At 70.1% G+C, this 26,157-nt stretch carries 22 protein-coding genes; 15 read left to right on the top strand and 7 right to left on the bottom strand.

The annotated features are described in order from the left end of the window. The first annotated feature begins 734 nt into the window (after nt 1-734). From ACLQ28_RS29625 to ACLQ28_RS29605, 5 genes are all read left to right on the top strand, one after another. Complete coding sequence (locus ACLQ28_RS29625; RefSeq protein ID WP_425689542.1) at nt 735-1,919, top strand: zinc-dependent alcohol dehydrogenase; 1,185 nt, start codon at nt 735-737, stop codon at nt 1,917-1,919. Next, nucleotides 1,916-2,272 (top strand): SDR family NAD(P)-dependent oxidoreductase, encoded by a 357-nt coding sequence (locus tag ACLQ28_RS29620; RefSeq protein ID WP_425689541.1) that lies wholly within the window; start codon nt 1,916-1,918, stop codon nt 2,270-2,272. The genes ACLQ28_RS29625 and ACLQ28_RS29620 overlap by 4 nt, the downstream gene beginning before the upstream one ends. Further along, a complete protein-coding gene (locus ACLQ28_RS29615) occupies nt 2,229-2,417 on the top strand; it encodes a hypothetical protein (RefSeq protein WP_425689554.1) in 189 nt (62 codons plus the stop codon). The genes ACLQ28_RS29620 and ACLQ28_RS29615 overlap by 44 nt, the downstream gene beginning before the upstream one ends. A gap of 105 nt (nt 2,418-2,522) precedes the next feature. Next, nucleotides 2,523-3,533: a serine hydrolase gene (locus ACLQ28_RS29610; RefSeq protein WP_425689540.1), complete on the top strand. Its 1,011-nt coding sequence runs from the start codon at nt 2,523-2,525 to the stop codon at nt 3,531-3,533. A 125-nt stretch (nt 3,534-3,658) separates the two neighbouring features. Beyond that, nucleotides 3,659-4,819: an MBL fold metallo-hydrolase gene (locus ACLQ28_RS29605; protein ID WP_425689539.1), complete on the top strand. Its 1,161-nt coding sequence runs from the start codon at nt 3,659-3,661 to the stop codon at nt 4,817-4,819. 106 nt (nt 4,820-4,925) lie between these two features. Here ACLQ28_RS29605 and ACLQ28_RS29600 read toward each other — a convergent pair whose 3' ends face one another. Next, nucleotides 4,926-6,437 carry a deoxyguanosinetriphosphate triphosphohydrolase family protein gene (locus ACLQ28_RS29600; protein ID WP_425689538.1) on the bottom strand — a complete coding sequence of 504 codons (1,512 nt, stop codon included), beginning with the start codon at nt 6,435-6,437 and terminating at the stop codon, nt 4,926-4,928. A 95-nt stretch (nt 6,438-6,532) separates the two neighbouring features. On the opposite strand from ACLQ28_RS29600, the gene ACLQ28_RS29595 reads away from it, so the two are divergent. From ACLQ28_RS29595 to ACLQ28_RS29585, 3 genes are all read left to right on the top strand, one after another. Further along, nucleotides 6,533-9,094: a Tex family protein gene (locus ACLQ28_RS29595; protein WP_425689553.1), complete on the top strand. Its 2,562-nt coding sequence runs from the start codon at nt 6,533-6,535 to the stop codon at nt 9,092-9,094. Between the two features lie 478 nt (nt 9,095-9,572). Further along, nucleotides 9,573-10,457: an aminoglycoside phosphotransferase family protein gene (locus ACLQ28_RS29590; protein ID WP_425689552.1), complete on the top strand. Its 885-nt coding sequence runs from the start codon at nt 9,573-9,575 to the stop codon at nt 10,455-10,457. Between the two features lie 24 nt (nt 10,458-10,481). After that, the gene (locus tag ACLQ28_RS29585; RefSeq protein WP_425689537.1) at nt 10,482-10,949 is read left to right on the top strand and encodes a hypothetical protein; all 468 of its coding nucleotides are present in this window, start codon (nt 10,482-10,484) and stop codon (nt 10,947-10,949) included. Here the strand turns inward: ACLQ28_RS29585 and ACLQ28_RS29580 are convergent. After that, nucleotides 10,879-11,826, bottom strand: coding sequence for a DUF389 domain-containing protein (locus ACLQ28_RS29580; RefSeq protein WP_425689536.1), 948 nt, complete (start codon nt 11,824-11,826; stop codon nt 10,879-10,881). The genes ACLQ28_RS29585 and ACLQ28_RS29580 overlap by 71 nt on opposite strands. A gap of 222 nt (nt 11,827-12,048) precedes the next feature. On the opposite strand from ACLQ28_RS29580, the gene ACLQ28_RS29575 reads away from it, so the two are divergent. The 6 genes from ACLQ28_RS29575 (at nt 12,049) to ACLQ28_RS29550 (ending at nt 18,573) form a co-directional block, all read left to right on the top strand. Continuing rightward, on the top strand, nt 12,049-13,077 hold the full coding sequence (locus ACLQ28_RS29575; protein WP_425689535.1) for a lipid II:glycine glycyltransferase FemX: 1,029 nt from the start codon (nt 12,049-12,051) through the stop codon (nt 13,075-13,077). A gap of 58 nt (nt 13,078-13,135) precedes the next feature. After that, on the top strand, nt 13,136-13,762 hold the full coding sequence (locus tag ACLQ28_RS29570; RefSeq protein ID WP_425689534.1) for a sugar transferase: 627 nt from the start codon (nt 13,136-13,138) through the stop codon (nt 13,760-13,762). Continuing rightward, a complete protein-coding gene (locus tag ACLQ28_RS29565; protein WP_425689533.1) occupies nt 13,747-14,610 on the top strand; it encodes a GNAT family N-acetyltransferase in 864 nt (287 codons plus the stop codon). The genes ACLQ28_RS29570 and ACLQ28_RS29565 overlap by 16 nt, the downstream gene beginning before the upstream one ends. A gap of 39 nt (nt 14,611-14,649) precedes the next feature. Beyond that, nucleotides 14,650-15,789 (top strand): DegT/DnrJ/EryC1/StrS family aminotransferase, encoded by a 1,140-nt coding sequence (locus tag ACLQ28_RS29560; protein WP_425689532.1) that lies wholly within the window; start codon nt 14,650-14,652, stop codon nt 15,787-15,789. 95 nt (nt 15,790-15,884) lie between these two features. Next, nucleotides 15,885-17,168, top strand: a complete 1,284-nt coding sequence (locus tag ACLQ28_RS29555; RefSeq protein WP_425689531.1) for a glycosyltransferase family 4 protein — start codon at nt 15,885-15,887, stop codon at nt 17,166-17,168. Between the two features lie 16 nt (nt 17,169-17,184). Continuing rightward, nucleotides 17,185-18,573, top strand: a complete 1,389-nt coding sequence (locus ACLQ28_RS29550) for a hypothetical protein (RefSeq protein ID WP_425689530.1) — start codon at nt 17,185-17,187, stop codon at nt 18,571-18,573. Nucleotides 18,574-18,656: 83 nt separating this feature from the next. Here ACLQ28_RS29550 and wecB read toward each other — a convergent pair whose 3' ends face one another. From wecB to ACLQ28_RS29530, 4 genes are all read right to left on the bottom strand, one after another. Beyond that, nucleotides 18,657-19,781, bottom strand: coding sequence for a non-hydrolyzing UDP-N-acetylglucosamine 2-epimerase (wecB, locus tag ACLQ28_RS29545; RefSeq protein WP_425689529.1), 1,125 nt, complete (start codon nt 19,779-19,781; stop codon nt 18,657-18,659). A 30-nt stretch (nt 19,782-19,811) separates the two neighbouring features. Continuing rightward, a complete protein-coding gene (locus tag ACLQ28_RS29540; protein ID WP_425689528.1) occupies nt 19,812-20,936 on the bottom strand; it encodes an NAD-dependent epimerase/dehydratase family protein in 1,125 nt (374 codons plus the stop codon). Further along, the gene (locus tag ACLQ28_RS29535; RefSeq protein WP_425689551.1) at nt 20,930-21,961 is read right to left on the bottom strand and encodes a polysaccharide biosynthesis protein; all 1,032 of its coding nucleotides are present in this window, start codon (nt 21,959-21,961) and stop codon (nt 20,930-20,932) included. Before ACLQ28_RS29535 ends, ACLQ28_RS29540 begins: the two co-directional genes overlap by 7 nt. Nucleotides 21,962-22,099: 138 nt before the next feature. Then, on the bottom strand, nt 22,100-23,398 hold the full coding sequence (locus ACLQ28_RS29530) for a glycosyltransferase (RefSeq protein ID WP_425689527.1): 1,299 nt from the start codon (nt 23,396-23,398) through the stop codon (nt 22,100-22,102). 290 nt (nt 23,399-23,688) lie between these two features. On the opposite strand from ACLQ28_RS29530, the gene ACLQ28_RS29525 reads away from it, so the two are divergent. Continuing rightward, nucleotides 23,689-24,996: an O-antigen ligase family protein gene (locus ACLQ28_RS29525; RefSeq protein WP_425689526.1), complete on the top strand. Its 1,308-nt coding sequence runs from the start codon at nt 23,689-23,691 to the stop codon at nt 24,994-24,996. A 41-nt stretch (nt 24,997-25,037) separates the two neighbouring features. Here the strand turns inward: ACLQ28_RS29525 and ACLQ28_RS29520 are convergent, their stop codons facing one another. Further along, nucleotides 25,038-25,973 (bottom strand): NAD-dependent epimerase/dehydratase family protein, encoded by a 936-nt coding sequence (locus tag ACLQ28_RS29520; protein WP_425689550.1) that lies wholly within the window; start codon nt 25,971-25,973, stop codon nt 25,038-25,040. Nucleotides 25,974-26,157: the final 184 nt, after the last annotated feature.

Genomic DNA, 26,157 nt, shown 5'->3' with positions numbered 1-26,157 from the left:
ACGACAACCTCTGCCCCGGCATGACCCCTCATCCTGACGAGAATCCACCCCGTTGCAACAACCACTTGAGCCCAAGCGCTCGGATACCGCCACATCGGCGACCTGGAGTCGATCATGACCATCACCCTCGACATGGGGTGATGGACTCCGGGCAGCCGCGCCAACAAAAAGTGCATAAGGCCTGAATTCGCCATCGGGCGCGCGCGGGACGTGCGGCGACGGGCGACGGGCACCGACCCCGCCCTCCCCAGTCCAGTCCGACCCCGCCCAGCCCGGCCGAGTGCCTGATCGACTCCAGGTCGCCGATGTGGCGGTGTCCCGGCGCTCGGATACCGCCATGTCGGCGACCTGGAGTCGATCATGACCACCGCCCTCGACATGGGGTGAAGGTCGCCCGGCAGCTGCGGCAGCAAAAGGGGCATAAGGCGTAAATCCTCCCGCCCAACGCGTGCGGGACGTACGGGCGGCGGCCACCCACGGGCTGGGGGCGACCGTTCCCGGCGGAGGGATCAAGCCTGACCGCCCGGAGCCGGGGACGGTCGCCCCCAGCCCCAACCGCAACCACCAACGAAAGCCGACACACCAAGCCGACACACCAGGCCTACACACCAAGCCGACACAGAGGCCGAGACACCAAGCCGAGACAAGTCCGTTGCGACCCGGAGCGCGGCCGGTTCAACCGTCTGAGCCCGGGTAGCAGTCTCCCGAGACGGTGGCGAGAGAGGACGAGGGACATGAAGGCGCTGACCTGGCAGGGCAAGCGGGACGTACGGGTCGAGGACGTGCCGGATCCCCGGATCGAGGAGCCGACCGACGCGATCGTGAAGATCACGTCGACCGCGATCTGTGGCTCCGATCTGCACCTGTACGAGGTGCTCGGGCCGTACCTGAAGCCCGGTGACGTCCTGGGCCACGAACCGATGGGCATCGTCGAGGAGGTGGGGCCGGAGGTGACCGGGCTCAAGCCGGGCGACCGGGTGGTGGTGCCGTTCAACATCTCCTGCGGTAGTTGCTGGATGTGCCGGCGCGAGCTCTATGCGCAGTGCGAGACGACCCAGGTCAGCGGCGAGGGCAAGGGCGCGGCCCTGTTCGGCTACACCTCGCTGTACGGCTCGGTGCCGGGCGGGCAGGCCGAGTACCTGCGTGTCCCGCAGGCCCATTTCGGCCCGATCGTCATCCCGCAGACGGGCGCCGATGAGCGCTACCTCTACCTTTCCGACATCCTGCCCACCGCCTGGCAGGCGGTGACGTATGCGGACACCCCGCCCGGCGGCACCCTGGCCGTGTTCGGGTTGGGTCCGGTCGGGCAGTTCTGCGCCCGGATTGGCCGCCATCTCGGCGCCGGCCGGGTGATCGGGCTGGACCTGGTGCCCGAGCGTCTGGAGTTGGCTCGCCGGCATGGCATCGAGGTGCTCGACGTCCGCGAACTGTCCGACGTGCCGGGCGCGTTGATCGATCTGGTCGACGGGCGTGGCCCGGATGCGGTGATCGACGCGGTCGGGATGGAGGCGCACGGTTCGCCGGTGGGCAAGCTGGCCCACGCGGCCGTCGGGCTGCTGCCGGACAAGGTGGCCCAGGCGATGACCGACCGGGTCGGCGTGGACCGGCTCTCCGTCCTGCATGCCGCGGTCAAGGCGGTTCGCCGCGGTGGCACGGTGTCGGTCTCCGGCGTGTACGGCGGCGAGGCGGACCCGATGCCGCTGATGGAGATGTTCGACCGGGGCATTCAGCTGCGGATGGGGCAGTGCCACGTGCGCCGGTGGACCAACGAGATCCTGCCGCTGCTCGCTGGCGACGACGACCCGCTGGGCGTGGAGGACCTGCGTACCCACCGGTTGCCGCTGGCCCGGGCGCCGCAGGCGTACGAGATGTTCCAGAAGAAGGAGGACGGCTGCATCAAGGTCGTGCTCGAACCGTGAGTCGGGTGGTGGTGGTCGTCGGCGCGACCAGTGGGGTCGGCCGGGCGACAGCCCGGGCGTTCGCCGAGCGCTGCGACCGCCTCGCCCTCGCGGCCCGCGCCCCCACGACCCTGGCCGAGGTACGCGCGGAGTGCGCCGACGTCGACGTGCTGACCGTGCCGACCGACGTCACCGAGGCAGGTGCGGTGATGGCCTATGGGCGCTTCGACGAGTTGCCCGGGCAGGTCTTCGACCAGGTGGTACGGACTGACCTGCTCGGCACCGCCAACTCGGTGCGGGTGTCCAGCACCGGTCACCAGCCCGCAACGGGTGGCCCAAACCATCGTGAACTGTGCGGACCGGCCCCGCCGTGACGTTTCCGTGGGCCGGCTCAACGTGGTGCTGCGAGCCGGCTTCACCGTGCTGCCGGGGGTCTACGACGTCCTGGTTGGGCCGCTGATGCGGGCGGCCGGACTGAGTGGGCAGTCAGTCGCCGCACTGCGCCGGCGGCTCGGCTGACCTGTTCGGAACTGTTCGGGACGGTTCGGGGGCATCGTGCATCGATCAACTCGCCTAGGGTGGTGGGCCGGCAAGCGCTTCGGTGCTCCACGACGGGAGAGACAGTTGACTATCCGGCTGAACCGCAGGACCGCACTCGGGCTGGGCACGGTGGCCACCGCCGGCACAGTGCTCGGTGCCGCTGGCCCGGCGAGCGCCGTCGAGGGCACCGAGTCCGCCCCGACCACCCCTGCCCGGGCCGCCCGGCGGGTCACCACCGTCTTCAACAAGCACAGCGCCGAGGCCGGCGGCAACTGGCAGGCGTACGTCAGCGTGGCCGACCCGGCCGGCGCGCCGGTGGTCGCGGTGGAGGCCGACGCGGACCGGCGGATCGAGGCGTACAGCGTCAACAAGATCGCCGTCGCCACGGCGGTGCTCGACAAGGTCGACCGGGGGCTGCTCACCCTGGACCAGCGGGTCGAGGTGACCGCGGAGATCGTGGTGCCCGGCGGTGACGGCATCTTCAGCCTGGACGGCGCGTACCCGAGCAGTGTGACCCTCGGGCATGTGCTGGCCACCTTCCTGACGGTCTCCGACGACACGTCGGTGCGGCTGTGCGGCCTGGTCTGCCCGGCCGCCGAGATCAACTCCATCCTGGTCTCCAAGGGCTTCCCGAACACCCAGGTCCAGCTGGTCGCTAACCCGAACCGGTACTTCCTCGGCACCAGCACTCCCCGGGAGACGCACGACCTGCTGCGCGCCCTGGTCGGCGGCACCCTGCTCTCCCCCGCCTCGACGACGTACATGCTGGGCCTGCTGCGTTCCCCGGTGGCGTTCACCGACGGCATCCGGCGCACCATGTCCTCCGACGAGCGGGCGCGGATCGCCACGAAGGCCGGCTGGTATGGCGACGCCCGGCACGAGGCTGGTGTGATCTTCGACCGGTCCGGCGCGGCGGTGCTCACCTACGCGCTCTTCGCCGACGGGCAGGCCAACCCGGAGGACTTCGGCGCCACCCACCCGGCGGTCCAGGCCCGGGCGGCCATGGGCCCCCAGTTCCTGGCCGCGGTGGACCGCATCGCGGGCGCGGGCACGACGTTCCGGATCACCTCCCGGCGTCCCAGCAACGGCGGCTAGGGCACGCCTTGAACCCGTCCCCGGGTCGGTCGCCGCTGCTGGCGACCGACCCGGCGTGGCGACCGCCCAAGCACGGGTCGGCTCGGGTGACTACCGTGTAGGGCGGACACGTCGGAGGGACGGCAATGGCGCGAGCGCGGAGCACGGACGTCGAACGGTCGCTCGGGCGGCGGATGCGGGGCGCGGCCGGGTTGGCTGCGCTGGCGGGCCTGGCCTGGGTTGCCCGGGATGTCCCGGCGGCGCTCGGTGGCCGGCTCAGCGGGGCCCGAGCCGAACGGGCGGCCCGTTCGCCCCAGTTCCGCGAGGGCACCTTCCACAACCAGGCCGGCACCCGCACGATGGTCGCCGACCCGGGTCGCAACCTGCTCCGCGAGCTGATCTTCGGCAAGCAGAAGCGGCGCCCGACCGCACCCGTGCCGCTGCTGCGCCCGAGCGCATCCGTGCTGCCAGAGCACGCCGGCGCGCCGGAGGCCGCCGACGAGCTCAACATCGTCTGGTACGGCCACGCCTCGACGCTCATCGAGATCGAGGGCCGGCGGGTGCTACTCGACCCGGTGTGGAGCGAGCGGTGCTCCCCCTCGGGTCTGGTCGGCCCTCGCCGGCTGCACGAGCCGCCGGTACGCCTGGACGAGCTGCCCCCGCTGGACGCCATCCTGATCTCACACGACCACTACGACCACCTGGACATGCCAACCGTGCGGGCGCTGCTCGCCGGGCAGTCCGCCCCGTTCCTGGTGCCACTGGGCGTGGGTGCGCACCTGGACCGCTGGGGCGTGCCGGCCGACCGGATCATCGAACTGGACTGGTCCGAGTCGCACCAGGTCGCCGGGCTGGAGATCACCGCCACCGCCGCACAGCACTTCTCCGGCCGGGGGCTGCGCCGCGACGGCACGCTCTGGAGCTCCTGGGTGGTGGCGGGGGCCCGCCGCAAGGTCTTCTACACCGGCGACTCCGGCTACTTCGACGGGTACGCGACGATCGGCGCCGAGCACGGGCCGTTCGACGTGACGCTGATGCAGATCGGCGCGTACGACCGGGCCTGGCCGACGATCCACATGTTCCCCGAGGAGGCGGTCAGCGCCCACCTCGACCTGCGGGGCGGGCTGTTCGTCCCGGTGCACTGGGCGACGTTCAACCTGGCCCTGCACGACTGGTCCGAGCCGGTCAACCGGTTGTGGGCCGAGGCGAAGGCCCGCGACGTGCGGCTCGCCGTGCCCCGTCCCGGCGAGCGGGTGGTGGTCGACGAGCCCCCCGCCGTCGACGGCTGGTGGCAGGCCGTCGCCTGAATCAGGCCACAGCAGGCCCGCCTGAGTCAGGCCACAGCAGGCCCGCCTGAGCCAGGCCAGAGCAGGCCCGCCTGAGTCAGGCCACAGCAGGCCCGCCTGAATCAGCTCAGAGCACGAAGGCGTCGGTCCAGAGGGCTCCGGAGCGGCCGGAGAGCGCGTCCAGCATGGCCACCGCCTGACCGTCGGTGAGCTGCGCGACGAAATCCACGATGGCCCGCCCCCGGGCCCGACCGATCCGGTCCGGGGTACGCGGATGCAGCTCCGCCTCGGCCAACTCGACCAGGTCGTGCAACCGGCGGGGCAACCGGGATTCCTCCTCCGGGTCGAGCAGCCACTCCCAGAGCGCCTCGACCAGGGTGCCCAGCAGCCGGGCCTGACCACGCTGGTGCAGGGCGAGGTCCGGCCGGGCCAGCACGAACCGGTGGTGGACGAACTTCAACACCTGCACCTCGTGCCACTGCGCACAGCCCAGCAGCACGTACCCGGAGCGCACCGACGGCTGGTCGGTCACCGCGATCGCCTCGACGAAGCGGGTGGACCAGCGGGCGGAGAACCGGGCCACGTACTGCTCGGCCTCGATCGAGCCGTCGAACGGCATCGCCAGCAGCCCGTCGACCAACTCCTCGCGGACGTGCTCGACGGCGGCGGCGAAGGCGTCGTCGTCGGCGATCCAGGCGTCCTTGCGGTGCAGTTGCCGACGCAGGCGCTCGATGGCGGCCCCGGGTCGTCGGGCCGCGGTGGCCAACGCCGCGTCGGTGATCGCCCGCAGTTGCCCGCTCTCGCGCTGCCAGGCCATCAGCTCGGCGGAGACCGACCCCTGTTGGAGCACACCGACCCGGTAGAAGTCCTCCACGTCGTGGATGGCGTACGCGATGTCGTCGGCGGTGTCCATCACGGACGCCTCCACGGTCTGCTGCCAGTCCGGAATTCGATCCGCGAACGGCTCCCGCGCCTGCCGCAGGTCGTCCAGCTCGGTGCGGTAGGCGCCGAACTTCGACGAGCCGCTCTCCGGGTCGTCCGGTGGCGGGGTGGCTCCGCGCGGCGGCGGGTCCATCGTGCGTGGGTGCGGGTCGGGGTGGTCCAGCCGGGTCCACGGGTACTTCAGCATCGCCGCGCGGACCGCCGCGGTCAGGTCCAACCCGGTGGTGGCGGCGCCGCGGATCTCGGTGCTGGTGACGATCCGGTACGACTGGGCGTTGCCCTCGAAGCCGTCGGCGAGGCCGAGGCGCTGGCGGGCCAGCCGGTCCAGCACCCGCTCCCCCAGGTGCCCGAAGGGTGGGTGGCCGAGGTCGTGGGCGAGCGCGGCGGCCTCCACCACGTCGGGATCGCAGCCGCCAAGCTTGTTCAACAGGTCGCGCGACTGCTCGTCGGCCGTCAGACGCTCGGCGATCGACCGGCCGACCTGGGCGACCTTCAGGCTGTGGGTGAGCCGGTTGTGCACCAGCAGGCCGGAACCGACGGGGCTGATCACCTGGGTGACACCGCCGAGGCGGGCGAAGAACGGCGAGCCCACGATCCGGTCCCGGTCGGCGCGGAACGGGTCGGCGGCGAGGTCGCCGAGCGCGCGGGCGCTGCCGCCGAAGAGCCGGCGGGCGCGTGGCTCCGCAGGTGTTTCCATGATCGCCACGCTAGCGCAGGCTCGGCGGGGCCGTCCCGGGGTCGACCCGGCCGGGCGCGGCGACAGCGGCCGGGGCCGCCCGGCACAATGCAGGGCTGTACCCGCTCTGTGAAGGCGGATCGAGTCGAAGGCGGATCGAGATCGTGACCCAGTCTGTTCATCAGCGGATCGCCGACGAGCTCGGCGTGGCCGAGCGTCAGGTGCGGGCGGCCGTCGAGCTGCTCGACGGCGGCGCCACCGTGCCGTTCATCGCCCGTTATCGCAAGGAGGCCACCGGCCTGCTCGACGACACCCAGCTGCGCACCCTGGAGGAGCGGCTGCGCTACCTGCGCGAGCTGGACGAGCGGCGAGCCGCGGTGCTGGAGTCGATCCGCGGCCAGGGCAAGTTGGACGAGGCTCTGGAAGCACAGATCATGGCCGCCGACTCGAAGTCCCGGCTGGAGGACATCTACCTGCCGTACAAGCCGAAGCGGCGGACTCGTGCGCAGATCGCACGCGAGGCCGGGTTGGCGCCGTTGGCCGAGACGCTGCTGGCCGACCCGAGCCAGGACCCGCGGGCCACCGCCGCCAGCTTCGTGGACGCCGAGAAGGGCGTCGCCGACGCTGCCGCCGCGCTGGAAGGCGCGCGGGCGATCCTGATCGAGACCTTCGCCGAGGACGCCGACCTGATCGGCACGCTGCGCGAGCAGATGTGGTCGCGGGGCCGGCTGGTTTCCCGGGTACGCGATGGTCAGGAGACCGCCGGCGCCAAGTTCGCCGACTACTTCGACTTCTCCGAGCCGTACCCGAAGCTGCCCTCGCACCGGATCCTGGCCATGTTCCGGGGCGAGAAGGAGGGCATGCTCGACCTGACCATGGAGTCCGAGGAGGCTGGCGAGGCCGACGCCGTACCGACCGGTCCTACCCGGTACGAGGCAGCCATCGCCGGCCGGTTCGGGGTGTCCGACGCGGGCCGCCCGGCCGACCGGTGGCTGGTTGACACGGTCCGCTGGGCGTGGCGTACCCGGATTCTCATTCACCTCGGCGCGGACCTGCGGATGCGGTTGTGGCAGGCAGCCGAGGAGGAGGCGGTACGCGTCTTCGCCACCAACCTGCGTGACCTGCTGCTGGCCGCGCCGGCCGGCACCCGGGCGACGATGGGGCTGGACCCGGGCCTGCGGACCGGCGTGAAGGTGGCCGTGGTGGACGCCACCGGCAAGGTGCTCGCCACCGACACCATCTACCCGCACGAGCCTCGCCGGCAGTGGGACGCGTCGGTCGAGACCCTGGCCCGGTTGGCCGGAGCCCACGGGGTGGAGCTGATCGCGATCGGCAACGGCACCGCCTCGCGGGAGACCGACAAGCTGGCCGGTGACCTGATCGCGCGACACCCGCAGCTCAATCTGACAAAGGTGATGGTCTCCGAGGCCGGGGCGTCGGTCTACTCCGCCTCCGCGTACGCCTCGCAGGAACTGCCCGGGATGGACGTGTCGCTGCGCGGCGCGGTCTCCATCGCCCGGCGGCTCCAGGACCCGCTCGCCGAGCTGGTCAAGATCGACCCGCGGTCGATCGGGGTCGGGCAGTACCAGCACGACCTGTCCGAGGTGAAACTGTCCCGGTCGCTGGACGCGGTGGTGGAGGACTGCGTCAACGCGGTCGGGGTCGACGTCAACACCGCCTCCGCGCCGCTGCTGACCCGGGTTTCCGGGATCGGCGCCGGGCTGGCCGAGAACATCGTGTTGCACCGGGACGCCAACGGGCCGTTCCGGTCGCGTACCGAGTTGAAGAAGGTGGCGCGGCTCGGGCCGAAGGCATTCGAGCAGTGCGCCGGCTTCCTGCGCATCCCCGACGGCGACGACCCGTTGGACTCCTCCAGCGTGCACCCCGAGGCGTACCCGGTGGTGCGCCGGATCCTCTCCAGCACCGGGCAGGATCTGCGCTCGGTGATCGGTAAGAGCGGGATCCTGCGCGGGCTGCGGGCCACCGACTTCGTCGACGACCGGTTCGGCCTGCCCACCGTCACCGACATCCTCGCCGAGTTGGAGAAGCCGGGCCGTGATCCTCGCCCGGAGTTCCGCACGGCCACCTTCGTCGAGGGGGTGGAGAAGATCAGTGACCTGGTTCAGGGCATGGTGCTCGAGGGCGTGGTCACGAACGTGGCCGCGTTCGGCGCGTTCGTCGATGTCGGGGTGCACCAGGACGGCCTGGTGCACGTCTCGGCGATGTCCCGCACCTTCGTGAAGGACCCCCGCGAGGTGGTCAAGTCCGGTGACGTGGTCAAGGTCCGGGTGCTCGACGTGGACGTACCGCGAAAGCGCATCTCACTGACCTTGCGCCTGGAGGACGAGCCGGTCCCCGCCGGTGGTGGTGGTCGGACGAGCCAGGAGGGGCGCGGCGGCCCGGCGCAGCGCGGACCGCAGGGCGGACGCGGCGGGCAGGATGGTGGCGGCGGGTCCGGCGGTCGCAGCGCCGGCCAGGGCAGGTCCGGAGGCCAGGGCAGGTCCGGAGGCCAGGGCAGGTCCGGAGGGCAAGGTGGGTCCGGCGGTCGCGGCGGCAGCCAGGGTGGGTCCGGCGGTCACGGTGGCCAGGGCGGACGGGGCGGGCAGCAGCGGCAGGGCGCTCCGGCGCCGGCCAACGACGCGATGGCGGAGGCCCTGCGCCGCGCCGGATTGGCCTGATCCGTCAGGTGGCGTGAGGCGGCGCCCAGGATGCCCCATGAGGGGCGGTCATCCTCGGCGCCGCCGGGCCCCGGTTGCGCGATGACCGACTCGTCGGGCTCTTCAGTGGGGCGCTGTAGAGCTGCCCCACGAGTGGGGCAAGGCCGACCACCGAAACACCCTCAGCCACCGCACCCCAGCCAGCCACCCCACTTAACGGCCCGGGCAGGCAGCCCGGGCAGGCGGCAGCGAGACGGTCGAGCACTGGTGTAGATCTTGGACAGTTTCCGTTTCGCGCGGACGGAAACTGTCCAAGATCTGGAGTCGTCAGCCGTTCACGGCGGGCCTGGCCCATAGTTGAGGCAGCTCGACAGGGGGCGTTCTGGTCGAGTGCCACCGGGCGCACGGCCCCGTGTCGGGCTGCGGCGGGACGTCGGCGACGGGCGGGAGAATCGGCTCGCGTGCCGGTGGGGCTCTAGGTAATGATCTCGCGGTGAAGATGCATGCCGGTCAGGTCGACATCACCGTGGACGTGGTCGCCACGTTGGTGGCCGAGCAGTTTCCCCAGTGGCGGGCGTTGCCGGTCCGCCCGCTCGCCTCAACCGGCACGGTGAACGCCCTGTTCCGGGTCGGCACGGAGATCGTGCTGCGGTTTCCGCTGCTACCGACCACCGATCCCGAGCTACGCGCCGAGCTGCGACAGGAGCAGGCGTACGCCGGGCTGCTCGCCGCGCACCTGCCGGTAGCGGTGCCCGAGCCGCTCGGCCTCGGCGAGCCGGGTGAGGGGTACGCGGGACCGTGGACGGCGTACCGCTTCATCCCCGGGCAGCCCGCCCAGCTCGACCGGATCGGCGACCTGGACACGTTCGCCCGCGATCTTGCCAGCGTCGTGACCGCCCTGCGCGGCATCGACACCGGCGGTCGGGCCTGGCCGGGGTCCGGCCGGGGTGGCCCGCTGGCCGCCGAGGACGCCGGAGTCCGCTCGGCACTCGCCCTCAGTGACGGGTTGACCGACACCGCCCGGCTGGCCAAGGTGTGGGACCGCTGCCGGGACACCCCCGGGCACGATGCCGCCGCCGTGTGGGTCCACGCCGACCTGATGCCGGGCAACCTGCTGGTCCGCGACGGCCGGCTGGCCGCGGTCATCGACCTGGAGACGGTCAACGTGGGCGATCCGGCGGTGGACCTGATGCCGGCGTGGAACATGCTGGACGCCGGGGCGCGGGAGACGTACCGGCAGGCGCTGGGCCTGGACGACGCGACGTGGGAGCGGGGGCGCGGCTGGGCCCTGATGCAGGCGATCAATGCGCTGCCGTACTACATCGAGACGAACCCGGTGATGGCCGGCATCGCCCAGCACACCCTCCGGGCCGTACTCGAGTAAGCCAGCTCGCGTACCGTCGGCGTGGTGAGTGAGCGGGACGGCCGGGAGTGGCGGGATCAGCAGCGACAGGCGGTGCGGGCACACGCCGACGCGGACGCCCGGCAGCGGGCTGCCGAGCAGGCGCAGGCGGCGGAGCTGGTGGCCTGGTTCGTGGCCGAGGCGACCCGGCGCGGGCTGCGGACAACCCGGCTGGTCGCGCGGGGCTACAACGGGCGCGGACGCTACCGCACCCGGCTGAACGGATGGTACGTCGACCGGGCCGAGACGCGGGCAGTGGACGTGGACGGCCGGTTCCATCTGCTGACCGTGCCGGGCGGCCTTCGGGCCCGACTGTTCGGCGCGGAGCCGCAGGCAAGCCCCGCACCGCTGATCGTCGGGGCGGGTGGCCGCGACGGCGAGTCCATCCCGTTGCGCACCCTGCTCACCCGGCTGCTGGACGACGGGCCCGGCGCGCCAGGTTCCACCACCAGGCCTGCTGCACCAGGAGCGTGAGCAGCCCGGCGAGGACGATCGCACACAGGTTGATCACGAGCTGGAGTGCCGACCCACCCGCCTCGTCCCACACCCCGTAAGCAGCGGCCACGGCCACGTTCGCCGCGGCCGGCACCGTGGTCACCGAGATGAGCACCCCGACCAGGCTGCCCGACTTCTTCGATGTCAGGGAGAGCATGCCGGCAACCCCGGCGAGCAGGCCGACCACCCAGGACAGCGCGTCCGGCCGCCAGATGAAGTCGGTGAGCGGTCGCTTGGCGAGCAGCATCTCCTCGGTCACCAGGCCGGCGGCGGTCAGCGCCCAGGTGCTCAGCACGGTCGCCACCATGGCCGCCAGGAAGCCGACGGTAAGGGCCTGCACGGACCTGCCGATCACGTCGACCCGGCGGCGCAGCAGCGCCACGCAGAGCGCGGCGAGCGGGCCGAACTCCGGTCCGACCACCATCGCCCCGACGATGAGGATCGGCTGGTCCAGCAACACACCAATGCCGGCGATCATGGTGGCCACCACGATCAACACCAGGTAGGTGCCGGACAGTTCGGTCTGTTCGCCGGTCTTGGCCGCGATCTCGTCCCAGACCACCGCGTCGGCGCCACTGCCGGGGGCCTTCTCCGCGGCCCGGTCGGCCGACGAGGAGATGGTCAGCTCGACGTCCTCGGCGGCGATACCGCCGCGCGCCTCCACGCCGAGCTGCTGCAGGCCCCGCAGAACGCCGTCTGCACTCTCGCGGACCACGTCACAGAGGATCAGGTCGCCCTGCGGCTGCCGGGCCGCACCGGGCAGCACGGCCAGGTGGGTCACCCCCGCATCAGCGGTCAGCAGGTCGACGACCTCCGAGGACCGGTCCACCGGGGCGATCACCCTCAGGTGCAGCACTCGTTCTCCCTGTAGTAGGTGACACGCAGGTACGGCGGCAGCACTCTAGCCGGTTGGTCGCGCGAGGCCACCCGTGGAGTGGCCGAAGCACTGAAAAGAGGGCTTAAGTCCCGACAAAGGCGAACCCGCTGTCACTCTGCTTCGTTGAGCCTCCCGGAGGCAGGTGGAGGTGATACCGCCGACGACGGGAGAGCGATGAGCAGTCGAGCGAGGATCTCCGGCTTGGCCGACACCCACTCACCGCCCGATGAAGACTGCCCTGACGTCTATTTCACGCGAGGCTATGGATCTGCGGTCGCCAAGGCGGAGAGTGCCACCTGGCGCATGACGCACTGCAACGACGACGTCCTCGTTCCCTTCCTCGAGCGGCGTATCGACGAGCAGTGGTCCGACGGGATCAGCCCGTACGGTTACGCCGGCATCCATATCGGCCCGTCGCGCAGCCGGCACGACATGGAACGACTCTGGCCGCAGATGATCGATTGCTGGCGCGAAGCCGGCCTCATATCCCTGTTTCTTCGATTCTCACCCCTCGACACACGCTCAACAGGGTTCGCCAGAACGCTGCCGGGGTTGAACTTTTCCTGGCAGGGCGAGAATGTCATCGTGCCTGTCGACCAAGGCCCTGATGCCGTCTGGAAACAGTTGGCGGGCCGGGCTCGAACCGCCATCCGGAAGGCCGAGCGGAGTGGCTTGACCGCAGAGGTCCGCTACGCCGATCCCACCGATCTGGAACCCCACAGCAGCTTTCGCCGGTTGTACGAGCAGACAATGACGCGACTCGGGAGCAGCGCCAGATACTTCTTTCCCAATTCCTACTACCACGCCCTACTCGACGGTCTTGACAAGAATTTGCTGATCGCCGAGGTGCGAGACGAGGCCGGGGTCGAGGTCGCGTCGGCGCTGGTGCTGCGCCACGCTGAATTGTCCCATTATCACCTGGCCGGGTCCGCTCCCGAGGCCGGCCGGCTCGGCGCAAACAATCTCCTGGTCTGGTCGATCCTCCGCTGGTCCGCCGAGAACGGCTGCCGGCGGGTGCACCTCGGTGGCGGCATCAGCGCCCGCGACGACGACAACCTGCTGATGTTCAAGCGCTCGTTCGGCGGCGACAGGGCACCCTTCTGGACAGCCTCCCTCGTGATCAACGACGACGCGTACGAGTTGCTCGTGGAAGCCGCGGCAACGCGAAGCAGTCGGCCCGTGTCGACACTGCGCGCCGCTGATTGGTTTCCAGCCTATCGCTTGACCTGAACCCCGATATCACACGCACGAAAGCAACGACGACGGCTGAGGCGAGGGCAGTTCGATGATGGCGCAACGCCGGGTGAAACGGTTGCTGGACATAGTGCTCGCCCTACTGATCCTGATCGTGTCCTTACCAGTCCTCGTGGTGGCGGTGCTGCTGGTCCGGATTCAACTGGGTGCGCCGATTCTGTTCCGGCAGGAACGCACCGGCCAGGGGCAGTTACCCGTCCGGATCTTCAAGATCCGTACGATGTCCGACGAACGTGACGCTGCTGGCAATCTACTGCCGGACGGGCTTCGGTGTGGCCTGGTCGGTCGCATGTTGCGTCGCCTGAGCATCGATGAGTTGCCCCAGTTGGTGAATGTCCTCAGGGGAGATCTCAGCCTGATCGGCCCACGACCACTGCTCCCTCGTTACGACGCCTGGTACACCGAACGGGAACGGCGACGCTTCGACATGCGTCCCGGCATAACGGGGCTCGCCCAGATCCATGGGCGCAACAGCGTCGTCTGGGACAAACGTCTGGCACTCGACGTGCAGTACGTCGAACAGTGGAGCCTCTGGATGGATCTGCGGATACTCGTCGCGACGGTCACCATGGTCGTCTCTGGGCGGGGCGTCGCGGTCGATCCCAGTGCGGAGATGCTCGATCTGGACAAGGAACGGAAATTGAAGTGCATCTCGACCTGACCACCGTCGAGGTCGACACGCTCGACGACCCCGACGATCCGACCCTCATCGAGGCGACGGATCTGCTGGCGTCCTCTGTGCCCGAGGCATGCCTCGGGCTGGTCGCCTACCACGCGGGCGGCTATGTCTCGTACCTGGCCGCAGCGCTGACGCCTCCGGCGGACGCTCGCACGTTGATCCTGCGCGCCGTGCGCGGTCCAGCCGGCCTGCGGGCCGTGGCCGATTGGCGGCTGCTGCCCGGGCACCTGCTCCTCAACGGGATCGCGGTGCACGAGGAGGAACGCGGGCGGGGCATGGGTAGCCGCCTGCTCCGCGACGGACACGACCTTGCCGTACGGCTGGGCTGCCGGGCGCTGCTGCTCGACGTCTCCCTCGACAACCCCGCAGCCCACCGGCTGTACCGACGACACGGCTTCACGGAGTTGGTTCGCTCCAGTTGGCGAGAGGTTGTCGGCGTGCGGGCTGCGGCGCCGACCTCCATCCGGTTGGTGAACTGGCCGGCGTTCGCCGCGCACCACGCCGTGTACGGCTTCGGTGACCTCACCGTCCGCACCGCAGCGGGGGAAGAGATCGACCTGAGGGTGGTCGGTACGGCGGTCCGCGTGCCGGCCGCCCCGAACGGGGCTGCCCTCGCCGCCGCCATCGGCCCGCTAGTCGGGGTCGACCGCTGCTTTTCCGCAGCGCCCCTCGCCGACGGGCACCCGGCGGATGCCGGGCCGGAACTGGCGCGTTTCGTCAGGATGCGGTGCGAGCTCGCAGCGAGCGACACGCCAAATGTCGGCGTATTGCCGACAGAATCCCTCCTTATTGATAAAGAAGACGAAACTCTCCGCAGGTCGGATCGTTGATTGCTGCGTAGGCGACCGACGTGCTGCGAGGAGTCCTTCATGCCCATGCGTGCGCCCATCTACCTGTCCCCTCCCGACGTGGGACCGGCCGAGGAGGCTGCGGTCCTGCGTGCGCTGCGCAGCGGTTGGGCGACGCCGTTCGGTCCGGAGGTGGACGCCTTCGAGGAGGAGGTCGCCCAGCGGGTCGGGGTGCCGTACGCCTTGGCACTCAATTCGGGTACTGCCGCCCTGCACCTCGGCCTGCTGTCCTGCGGCGTGGGGCGGGGACAGATCGTGCTGGTGCCCACCGTGACCTTCGTGGCGACCGCCAACGCCGTGCTCTACACCGGCGCTACTCCGGTCTTCGTCGACTGCGACCCGGCCAGCGGCAATGTGGACGTCGGCCTGCTGGGTGAGGTCATCGCCGATCTGCGCCGGGCTGGACGGCCGATCGGGGCGGTGATGCCGGTCGACATGTTCGGCTCCTGCGTCGACTACGACCCCCTGCTGGATCTCTGCCGGGAGGCAGAGCTGCGCATCGTCGAGGATTCGGCGGAGGCCCTGGGCTCGACGTACCGGGGACGCTGCGCCGGCTCGTTCGGAGACGCCGGGGTGCTCTCCTTCAGCCACAACAAGATGATCACCACCTCGGGCGGCGGGATGCTGCTCTCCCACGACGAGCAACTGATCACCCAGGCTCGGCACCGCGCCAACCAGGCTCGCATCCCGGCCCAGCACCATGAGCACGACGCAATGGGCTTCAACTACCGGCTGAGCAACGTCCTGGCCGCGATGGGCCGGGCCCAACTGGCTCGGCTCGACGAGATGACCGCCCGCCGGCGCCGGCTGCGGGAGCACTACTCGAAGCTGTTCGCCTCGGTCGACGGCGTCCAGGTGCTGGCCGAGGGCGATCCGGGCACCAACTGCTGGCTCACCGTCATCGTGGTGGACCCGAAGCTCAGCGGCTGGCAGGCCGCGGACCTGGCCCGTCATCTCGCGCAGGTCGACATCGAGACGCGGCCGGCCTGGAAGCCGATGCACCGGCAGCCCCTGTTCGCCACCGCTGAGGCGCGGCTCACCGGCGCTGCGGACCGGCTCTTCGCCCAGGGACTGACCCTGCCCAGCGGGTCGTCGCTCGACGACAAACAGATCGACCGGATCACCGCCGAGGTTCAAGGCTTCCTGCACCAACACTCGTGAGCGCAGGAGGAAACGCGATGGGTGACCTCGATCAAGGCGATCAGGTGCCAGCAGGTTCGGCATCTGACCCCGCTCGACGACCCAAGGGTCCGGGCTTGAAGGGCGACCGGCCCGACCGGGTCACACTGGTGAGCCAGTGGTTCCCTCCGGAGCCCGCAGCCCTCGCTGAACGTCTGACCACGTCGCTGCGCCACCAGGGCTTCGACGCCGATGTGCTCACCGGCGTGCCGAACTACCCGAGAGGCATCGTGTACGAGGGCTACTCGGCGCGACGACGCAGCCTCGAAGTGCAGGACGGGATGCGTGTACTCCGCACGCCGCTCTATCCGAGCCACGACCGGTCGGCACTCGGCCGGGCCGCGAACTACGCGAGTTGGGCAGCATCCTCGTCGCTGCTCGGCGCCAGCGTGCTGCGAAAAGCGGACGTCGCTCTGGTGTATTCCTCGCCGGTCACCGCCACCGCCGCCGCCATGATGGCGAAACTGCGATGGCGGACGCCGTACGTGACGATGGTGATCGACCTGTGGCCGGACAACGTATTCGCGACCGGGTTCCTCACCGAGGGACCGACCCGGCGTATCGCGGAGGCGGTGTTGAACCGCTTCACCGACCGGACCTACCGGTGGGCCGACCATGTGACGGTTCCTACGCCGGGGCTACGGGACATCGTCATCGAGCGGGGAGTGCCGGCCGAGAAGGTTTCACTTGTCTACATCTGGGCCGACGAGAAGATCATGCAGCCGACCGAGCCCGAACCCGGTCTGCGGAAACGCCTGGGTCTGACGGACGACGACTTCCTTCTGATGTACGGGGGCAACCTCGGCGCGGCACAGCGACTCGACGTCGTGGTCGACGCCATGGCGCGGCTGCGGGACACACCGGACGTTCATCTTGTCCTGGTCGGCGACGGTGTGGAGAAGGACAGGTTGGTCAACCAGGTGACGCGCGACCGGCTGGGCACCGTCCACTTCCTCGATCCGGTCCCTCCGGATCGCATGGCTGCCCGCATGGCCGTCGCCGACCTCAACCTGATCTCGCTGGCGGACGAGCCGCTGTTCCGGATCACCCTGCCCAGCAAGACCCAGTCCATCCTCGCCTGCGGTCAGCCCATGCTCGCCTGCGCGCCCGGTGACGTGGGGCGCATCGCGCAGGAGGCCCAGGCCGGCTTCGCCGCGCCGCCGGGCAACGCCGAGGCCCTGGCCGCGGTCATCAGGTCTGCCCGGGCCACGCCACGGCACCGACTTCGGGCGATGGGCGAGGCGGGACGCCAGTACTACCTGACCCATATGAGTGAGGCGAGCAATGCCCCGGTCCTCGCCGACCTGCTCGCCACGGCTGCCCGGCGGGGCAGGACCGCGCGTGGCAACAGGAGGCGGTGAAGGTCCGGGGCGAACGGTGACCGGTGCGGGCGAAACGCTGCCCGGCTCGCCCCGGTGGTCGCCACCGTTCGGCGGGGCACCGACGCCGAGGCGCCGACGCCCACGCCAGATCAGGTCGTCGACCCGGCACTCGTTGGTCGCCTCCTCCACGAATCTGCTGAACGGGCTGCTGAACGCGGCCCTGCTCGCGTTGAGCGCACGCCACGGCCAGACGGACGAGATCGGGGCGTACGTCGCTGTCACGGCGGCCCTGTCCCTGGTGTCCATCGTCGTAGCCGGTGGCTCTCCCCTGCTCTACATCAGCGGGGATGCCGAGCAACGCCGGGCGGTACGTAGCCAATGGGTGTTTGTGACATTGCCGTGCATGGTGCTCGGCACCGTCGTCATCGGATCCCTGTACAGCCGATCCGGCTACGAGTGGCCGACCATGCTGGCGATCGCCTTGGTGACCATCGGCAACCACCAGGCCGACTTTCAGCTCGGGGATCTGACGCGCGATCTGCGGTTCGTCAGCACCGCGGTGGCCGTCTGCGGGTGCAAGGTCCCGGCTCTGGTGATGGTCGCCCTCGGGGAGCCACTCAGCAGCGCGTTGCTGACCGCGGCGGTCATCCAGTTCGTGGCCGCCGAAGCGTTCCTCGGCAGGCGATCCTGGCTGCGCCCCCGATTGCTGGTCGAGTTGTCACCACGGCGCGCCTTCTCGGCGTTCCGGATGAACCGTCACCTGTTCACGTACAGCATTGCCGAATACTGGGGTGGCCGGATGACGACGGTCCTGCTGTCGCTGCTGGTCACACCATCGGTGATGGGCGCGTTCGGTGCGGTGTTCAGCGTGTATCAGGCGCAGACCAGCGTGCTGACCGCCGCGCTGCGGGTGTCGTTGGTCGGACGGGTGCGGCGCCGGCAAGGCATCGACAACGCCAACAGCGGTCGGCAGGGAGAACTGGTCGCCATCGCCGGTGCGGTGACGATGACCGTGGTGAGCGTCGTTGCCGCCCCGTGGATCGTCGGCGATCTGCTCCGGCTCCCTGCACACGGACCGGCGGTGTGGCTGATACTCCTGGCGGTCGCACTTCCCTGCATGACGATTGTCCGGGCGGTGACGCTGAATCAGATCGGCGACGCGAGCTACCGGCAGGCGACCCGGATCATGGTGCTGAACGCCGTTCTGATCACCCCGCTGGCTCTCGCGGCGGTGCCGCTGGCGGGTCCGACCGGAGCGGCCACCGCTACCCTCGCCGCCGAGGTGCTCACCGGTGCGGTGCTCGGCCTGGCCCTCGTACGCCGGCAGGGCCGGCTGTCCGCGTGGTTCTTCGGGCCGGCCAGCGGATCGACGGCCGCTGTGCCTGCGGTTTCGGCGCCTCAGCAGATGATCAGCGCGTCCCCGCCGGGTGGGATCCGCCGCTGACCCCGTGACGACGGCCGGCCGGGTTCGGTCGTGGCGACCGAACCCGGCACGGTGTGTACGGACAAGCGTTGTCGGCCGGCGGGTCAGCGCCGGATGCCGGCCCAGTCGTGGTGCCGGCGCACGGTGGAGAGGATGAAGTCGACAACCCGACGTGAGGTGTCGGGGACCTGGTAGTCGGCCGGGCAGGGAACACCATCGGCGGCGACCTGGTCGACCACTACCCGGATCGCCTCCAGCACGCCGTCCGGGTCCAGCCCGGTCATCACGATGCCGCCGGCGTCCAGCGCCTCCGGGCGTTCGATCGACTCCCGCAGGGTCACCGCCGGGAACCCGAGGATTGCCGATTCCTCGCTGATGGTGCCGCTGTCGGAGAGGGTGCACCGGGCCCGACTCTGCAGTCGCACGTAGTCGAGCAGCCCGAAAGGCTCGTGGAAGGCGATGCCGTCGAGCGCGAGCGCGCCTTCGGCCAGCGCCTCCAGTCGCTTGCGCGTGCGGGGGTGGGTCGACACCAGCACCGGCAGCTCCCAGGTGTCCCGGACCGCCCGCAGGCAGTCCAGCAGCCGGTGCAGCCGGTCTGGCCGGTCGACGGTCTCCTCCCGGTGGGCGCTCACCACGAAATAGTCCCCGGGGGTGAGCCCGAGCTGGTCGAGGATCGTCGATCGCTCGACGCCTTCCCGGTAGTGCTCCAGGACCTCCCGCATGGGGGAGCCGGTGTGCAGGATCCGACGCGGGTGCAACCCTTCGGCCAGCAGGTTGCGTCGGGCGTGCTCGGTGTAGACCAGGTTGAAGTCGGCGACGTGGTCGACCATCCGCCGGTTGGTCTCCTCCGGCACGTTGAGGTCGAAGCAGCGGTTGCCTGCCTCCATGTGGTAGACCGGCACCCGCATGCGGCGGGCCATCAGCGCCGCGATGCAGCTGTTGGTGTCACCGAGCACCAGCAGGGCGTCGGGGCGCACCTCCTCGATCGCCTGCTCCATCCCGATCAGCACTCCACCGAGCACCCGGCCGAGTGAGGAGGTGTCCACGTGGAGGAAGCGGTCTGGTTGGCGCAGCCGCAGCTCGGTGAAGAAGACGTCCGATAGCGACCGATCCCAGTTCTGGCCGGTGTGGACGAGCACGTGGTCCACGGTCCGGTCGAGCCGGTCCAGGACCCGGGCCAGCCGGATGATCTCCGGCCGGGTGCCGACCACCGTCATTACCCTGGTCATACCACTCCCTCCGTCACGCCAACCCCTCCGTCACGCCAGCACCGCCGGGACCGCCTCCGCCGCCTCCACCCGCTCCGGATAGGTGTCGGGGCGGGCCGGGTCGAACAGCTCGTTGACCCAGAAGAGCGTGAAAAGTTCGTCCGATCCAGTGTTGACGATCTTGTGCGCCCACATGGTCGGCATGTCCACCACCACGGGTTCATCCCCGCTGACCTGGAACCGCACCACGGTGTCCTCGCTGACCCGCCGCAGGCTGATCTCGGCGCTGCCGCGCAGCACCACGAACCGCTCCACCTTCGCCAGGTGGAAATGCTCACCTCGGGTGATGCCGGGACGGGTGGTGGAACAGAACGTCTGCCCGGCCGTCCCATGCGCTCGTACCGCCTCGACCAGCTCACCGCGTGAATCGGCGTGCCGGGGCAGCGGTAGCGGGTAGTGCGCCGGAAAGCACTGCGACCGGTAGGTGTTGAACAACCGCACGTCGTGTCGGTCGACCAGGTGCGGGATCTCCCCGTTGCGGTAGATGTCGGCGAAAGCGGCCAACCGGTTGGCGAGTTCGCGTACGCCGATCCGCAGCATCGGCATCGACGGGTCCCAGGAGCCGTCCGCCGGGATCCCGAGCAGCCGGGCCGCGGCGTCGGTGACATGCACCAATTCCATCTGCCGGTCCTCGTGCACCTGCGGAGTACGCCCCTCGGCGAGCAGCCGGCAGAACGTGGCCACCACAGAGTTGTAGTGCGGCCGGCCGTGCTCGCCGTACAGGTTCGGCAGGAGTACGTCGATCAGGTCGGGCCGGGCCGCCGCGAGGGTGGCCGCGGCGACGGCCTTCGCATCGCCGTACGGCGTGCAGTTGCCGGCCTGCACCGAGTTGGCGAAGACGACCGCGCCCGGCGGTGTGACGCATCGGCGCAGCCCACGGGCCAACGCGGCGGCGAGGTCGACGTTGGCGGTGGCCACCTCGACGGGATCGCCCCGGTTGACCCCGGCCAGGTGCAACACGCGGTCGACGCCGTCCAGCCGGGCGGCGAGCGCCGCCTCGTCGAACAGGTCCCGGCGGCTGATCACCACCGGCTCGGGCCACCCGAGCGCCCGGGCCAGGACGCGCACATGCCAGCCGAGGAAACCTCCGGCGCCGGTGACCGCGATCCTCAGCACGACAGCGCCGGATCGCGCAGGGCCAGCTCGGCCCGGATCTCGGGCAGCGTCTGCAGCAGCTGCACGATCTGCGGTACGTCCAGCCGCCGCGCGTTTGCGGAGTTGAACTCCTCAGCCGGCGTCTCGCCCAGCTCCCCCTCGGAGACGTAGAGGGCGTAGTTGAGATCCCTGGCGTCGACCGGCACCCGGTAGAACTCGCCGAAGTCCTCCGCCTGCGCCAGCTCTTCGCGGCTGGCGAGGGTCTCGTGGTGTTTCTCGCCGTGCCGTACACCGATGGATTCGATCTTCGACGGCGCGTCGAAGAGTTCGCACACCGCCGCCGCGAGGTCCCCGACGGTGCTCGCCGCGGCCTTGCGGATGAAGATGTCCCCGGGCCGGGCGTGCTGGAACGCGTGCTCGACAAGGTCGACGGAGTCGGACAGGGACATGAGGAACCGGGTCATCGTCGCGTCGGTCACCGTCGGGGCGCGGCCGGCCTTGATCTGCTCCACGAAGAGTGGGATGACCGAGCCACGGGAGTACATGACGTTGCCGTACCGGACGCAGGAGACGACGGTACGGCTGCGCGGGTTGTTACGGGCGTACGCCTGGGCCACCTTCTCCATCAACGCCTTGCTCATCCCCATCGCGTTGATGGGGTGCACGGCCTTGTCCGTGCTGAGCACCACGACCGAGCCGACCCCGTTGCGCTCGGCCGCCTCGATGACGTTGCCGCTGCCCAGGATGTTGGTGCGCACCGCCTCCAGTGGAAAGAACTCGCAGGAGGGCACCTGCTTGAGGGCGGCGGCGTGGAAGACGTAGTCGACGTCGCGGGTGGCACGAAGCACCGAGTCGGCGTCCCGGGTGTCGCCGACCAGGTAGCGCACCCGGTCGTCCCCGAGTTGCCGCCGCATGGCGTCCTGTTTGGCCTCGTCCCGGCTCAGCACCCGGACCTCGCCGACATCGCCGTCGAGTAGGCGACGGGTCATCGTCCGACCAAAGGATCCGGTACCGCCGGTGATCAAGACCCGGCAACCGGCAGGCACAGCGCTCACAACCACTCCGATCGTTCATGATCAAGAAAAAGTCCGGCACGGGGGTGGCCGGACACACTCGTTCGGGTCAACGAGCTATCGATCGAGGGGTCGTGGCAAAGAATGCATTCCGGACAAAGAGTCCGCTGGTCAACGGTCCGATCGGCCAGCGATGACGCGAGACTCGTTGTCACGGCCGGCGACGGACCGCTGCGTCGTCACCCCGTGCTCGGCGGACCCGTCGGCGAGCCCGGCCAGGAAGTCGTGCATCCGTTGGCCCTGCACGGCACGGTTGCGGGTCTGGACGACGAAGTCGCGCCCCGCCGCTCCGAGGGCCGCGGCCTCGCCCGCGGGCATGTGGAGAACCCGCTCGATCGCCGCACGCAGCCCGGCGGCCGTATCTGTCGCGGCGTAGACGAGGTACGGCCGGTAGTCGTCTGGGATCCCCGGCAAACTCGTCGACACCACCGGCACGCCGTTCGCGAGGTACTCGATGATCTTTGATGGGAACGAGTAGGGGACGAAGTACTGGTCGATGGGGCGGGGGTTGACCAGCACCGCCGCTCCGGCCAGCCGTCGACCGAGCCGGGACCGGTCGAGCAGTTGCGGTGGGGCGATCCGGGGGTCGGCGGACGCCTGCTCGCCCAGCCACGGTTCGAGCTCACCGCGGCCGAAGATGGACAGCCGCAGGTCGGGGTCGGACAGCCCACGGAACGCCTCCACCAGACGGTCCACACCGTACGAGCGGCTCAGCCCGCCGGCATAGGTGACCTCCCGTGTTCCGCTGCCAGCCGGTGGTCGAGGGCCGGCCATCGGTGGTGGGGTGCAGATGCCCTCCATGATGAGACGGGGACGCCCCGGGGCGAAGTCCTCGGCGAGCGGGAGCGTCAGGGCGATCACCCCCGAGCAGCGCTTAAGGGCCGCCCGGACCAGCGCCACGTCGAGCGCGCGCAGCAGCCGCACCGCACGCCCCTCGTCCGGCCGCCCCACTCCTGGCGGGTCGGTGAGGATCGGCACCACCGGAATTCGGCGCAGGCGGGCCAGCGCCAACCCACACCAGAGGAACGGCGTGTGCACGCCGTGGATCAGGAGGACGTCGACCGGATCACGTCTGGTCGATCGGCGGCCGTGCCACCAGGCGGAGAGCAACCGGCTGAGGTGCTTGATCCCCAGGACGTTCAGGAAGCCGAGTTGCTGGCCGTCGACCCCGTCGTGGTGGAAACGGCTGGCGCGAAAGCGGATCCGACGGTTGCGCGGGTAGTTCGACACTGGCGCGGCGGAGAGCAGCCGTACGGTGCAGCCGGCGTCGCGTAGGCCGTTGACCACGGCCCAGGCGAAGGTGTGGGTCTGCGTGGCATGCGTGGTGTCGCCGGCCATCACCCGCTTCAGCACGTCTTCGGGCAGGGTGAAGCCGAGCAGCGCGACCCGCAGGGTCCGTTCGTCGGACATGGCGTCACTCCCCCGGGGCTCGGCGGTACGTCCTGCACGACCGCCTCGCAGCAATAACCCTGGGCGGCGGGCGATGGTTATGCAGGCGAAGCCGTTAGGCCAATCAGGGATGTGCGCCTTTTCCATTTTGATGTGATGCGTGGCCTTATGGTGGTTTGACGGCGGGCTTGAGGAAGGCGACGAATGTTGGACAGGACGACGACCGTGGCGACGCTCGCGACTATCCCGGGACGGCTGAGGTGACTGCGGTCCTGCCCGATCAGAACGGACGCCACGCTCTCACGCCATCGATGGCTGGGGCCCGGGCCGCGACCGGCCGGGCCACCGTCCGCCACCCGGGCGGGGCGGATCCCGCGCGCGGGGATCGCACCCTGTTGGCCCGGCACATGCCCGGGCTCGTGGTCGTCTGCGCGATCGCCTTCGGCAGTCAATGGGCCACCAGCGCCACGAACCGCTACGGCGCCGTCGCGGCCGTGGCCGCCATCCTGGTGAGTGGCCGGTCTCCTCGGCTCCTCCCACCCGACCTGCTGGCCGCCGCCACCGGGCTGTGGGTCTGCGTCACGCTGTTCTGGGCGGCGGACTTCGACGCCGCGGCCCGCATGGGCTATCTGTACGCGACGGCCTGCGCCATCTTCATCGCCGTCCGCCATGTCGTCCGCACCCGTTTGGCGCTCTTCGCGGTTGGCTACGCCTTCCTGGCCGGCTGCGTCGCCACCACCGTCAAGCTGATCGACAACCCCATCCCCAACTCGCTGAAGGCTCGCGACTCGGTGCTGGACTTCTCGATCCGGTACGGCATCGAGGGAGTCAACTACAACTACACGGCGTACAGTCTCGCGGCTGGCGTCGCACTCGCCGGCGTGCTGTTGCTGCTGCGTCCCTCGACGAAGATCGAGATGCTCGGCATCGCCGCTGCGGCGGCCGTCCTTTTCTGGGGAGTAATCCTCACCGGGACGCGGGGTGCGCTGATCGCGATCGTGGTCGGTCTCGCCTACCTGCTGTTGAGCACAGTGGCGGCGCGGCCGGCGCGGGCGTTGGCTGTCGTCGTGGTGCCCATCGTCCTCATCGGGGTGCCGCTCGGTCTCTACCGGGTGCTCGGCTCCGAGATGCTCTGGCTCGATGGCTACTTCGCGGGCCGGGCCACCGGGGACCTGTCCGGGCGGCTGTACATCTGGCCGTACGCGTTGTCGTCCTGGGGCGAGTCACCACTGCTCGGCATCGGCCCCGGCATGTTGACCGCAACCGGCGATCTGCAGGTGGGAGCGCACAATCTCCTGTTGAGCGTGGGCAACGACCTGGGGCTGATCGGAGTTCTCCTCTACGCCGGCGTGCTCACGTTCGCGCTGGTCGGGCCCTTCCGGCATTCCTCTCCCACCTGCTTCCGCGTGGCGGGCGTCTTCCTGGTCAGCCAGACGCCGATCTGGCTGACCGGCCACTGGGAGGTCTCGCCTGTGTGTTTCGTGGCCCTCGCGCTCGTGTCCGTCGCACCTATGGCGATACCGCCCGCGGTGTCCGAGAGCGGCCAGAAACCGACGCCGCACGGTGCCCCGCCGGCCCCCCGGGTCGGAGCCTGGCGACAGGCGGTCGGGCGCCCCTGAGCACCGGCGGGATCAGCTGAGCGTTTTCGACGCTCGGCGACCTACTGACCCGCGAGCACGCGACCGGACATCCAGGCCACGGTCTGCTCGAGACCGGTGCGCAGCGGCACCGGCCGCACCGAGGGAAACAGCTCCCGCAGCCGGGTGCAGTCGGCCTGCGAGTCCCGCACGTCGCCGGCGCGTGGCGGTTCGTGCACCACCGGCAACGAGCGACCCAGAATGCTCTCCATCTCGGCGATCAGGTCGAGCAGCGAGATCCGCGCGCCGAAGGCCAGGTTGACCACGTCGGTGGTGGACACCCGTCGGACGATGGCGTCGACGATCACCGAGGTGACGCTGCCGACGAAGGTGAAGTCGCGGGTCTGCCGGCCGTCGCCGTGCACCCGCAGCGGCTCACCGGCGAGCGCCGCGGTGATGAACCGGGGCAACACCGCGGCGTACGCGTGGTGTGCCGCCTGCCGAGGGCCGAAGACGTTGAAGAAGCGGAACGGCAACACGCCCATGTCGTAGCAGGAGGCGTAGGCGACCGCGTACGCCTCGGCGGCCAGCTTGGACACCGCGTACGGGGAGACCGGCATGGGCCGCAACCCCTCTTGCCGGGGCAGCACCGGGTTGGCGCCGTAGACCGACGAGGACGACGAGAGAATCACCTGCTGTACGCCGTGCCGGCGGGCCGCCTCCAGCACCATCAGTGTCCCGGTGGCGTTGGCGTGGTGGGTGGGCAGCGGCCGGTCGATGGAGCGCGGCACCGAGCCGAGGGCGCCCAGGTGCACCACGCTGGCCGCACCGACGAACGCCTCGTCCAGCAGGTCCGGGTCGAGCATGGTGCCCTGGTGCAGTTGGACCGGCTGGTCGTGCACATTGTCCAACAGGCCGGTGGACAGGTCGTCGACGACCACGATCTCGCTCACCTGTGGGGTCTGGTCCAGCGCCCGCACCAGGTTGGCGCCGATGAAGCCGGCACCCCCGGTCACCACTACCTTCAACGTGTCTCCCCGGTCGGCTCGGCCCCCGCGCGGGCGGGAGGCGCGACGCCAACCCGACGGCTCAGTGGCAGCGACCGCGGCGGCCACCAGTGAGACAACGAGCGCTCGTCGCTCAAGTCACGAAAGAATTGCCCGTCGCGTAGCCGCGACATCGGCTCCATGGCTGGGGCGCCGG

The organism is Micromonospora sp. DT201 (genome assembly GCF_049841575.1).
GTDB lineage: Bacteria > Actinomycetota > Actinomycetes > Mycobacteriales > Micromonosporaceae > Micromonospora.
Note: the sequence above shows the minus strand (reverse complement) of the source record. Positions and strands in the feature narration are given on the sequence as shown.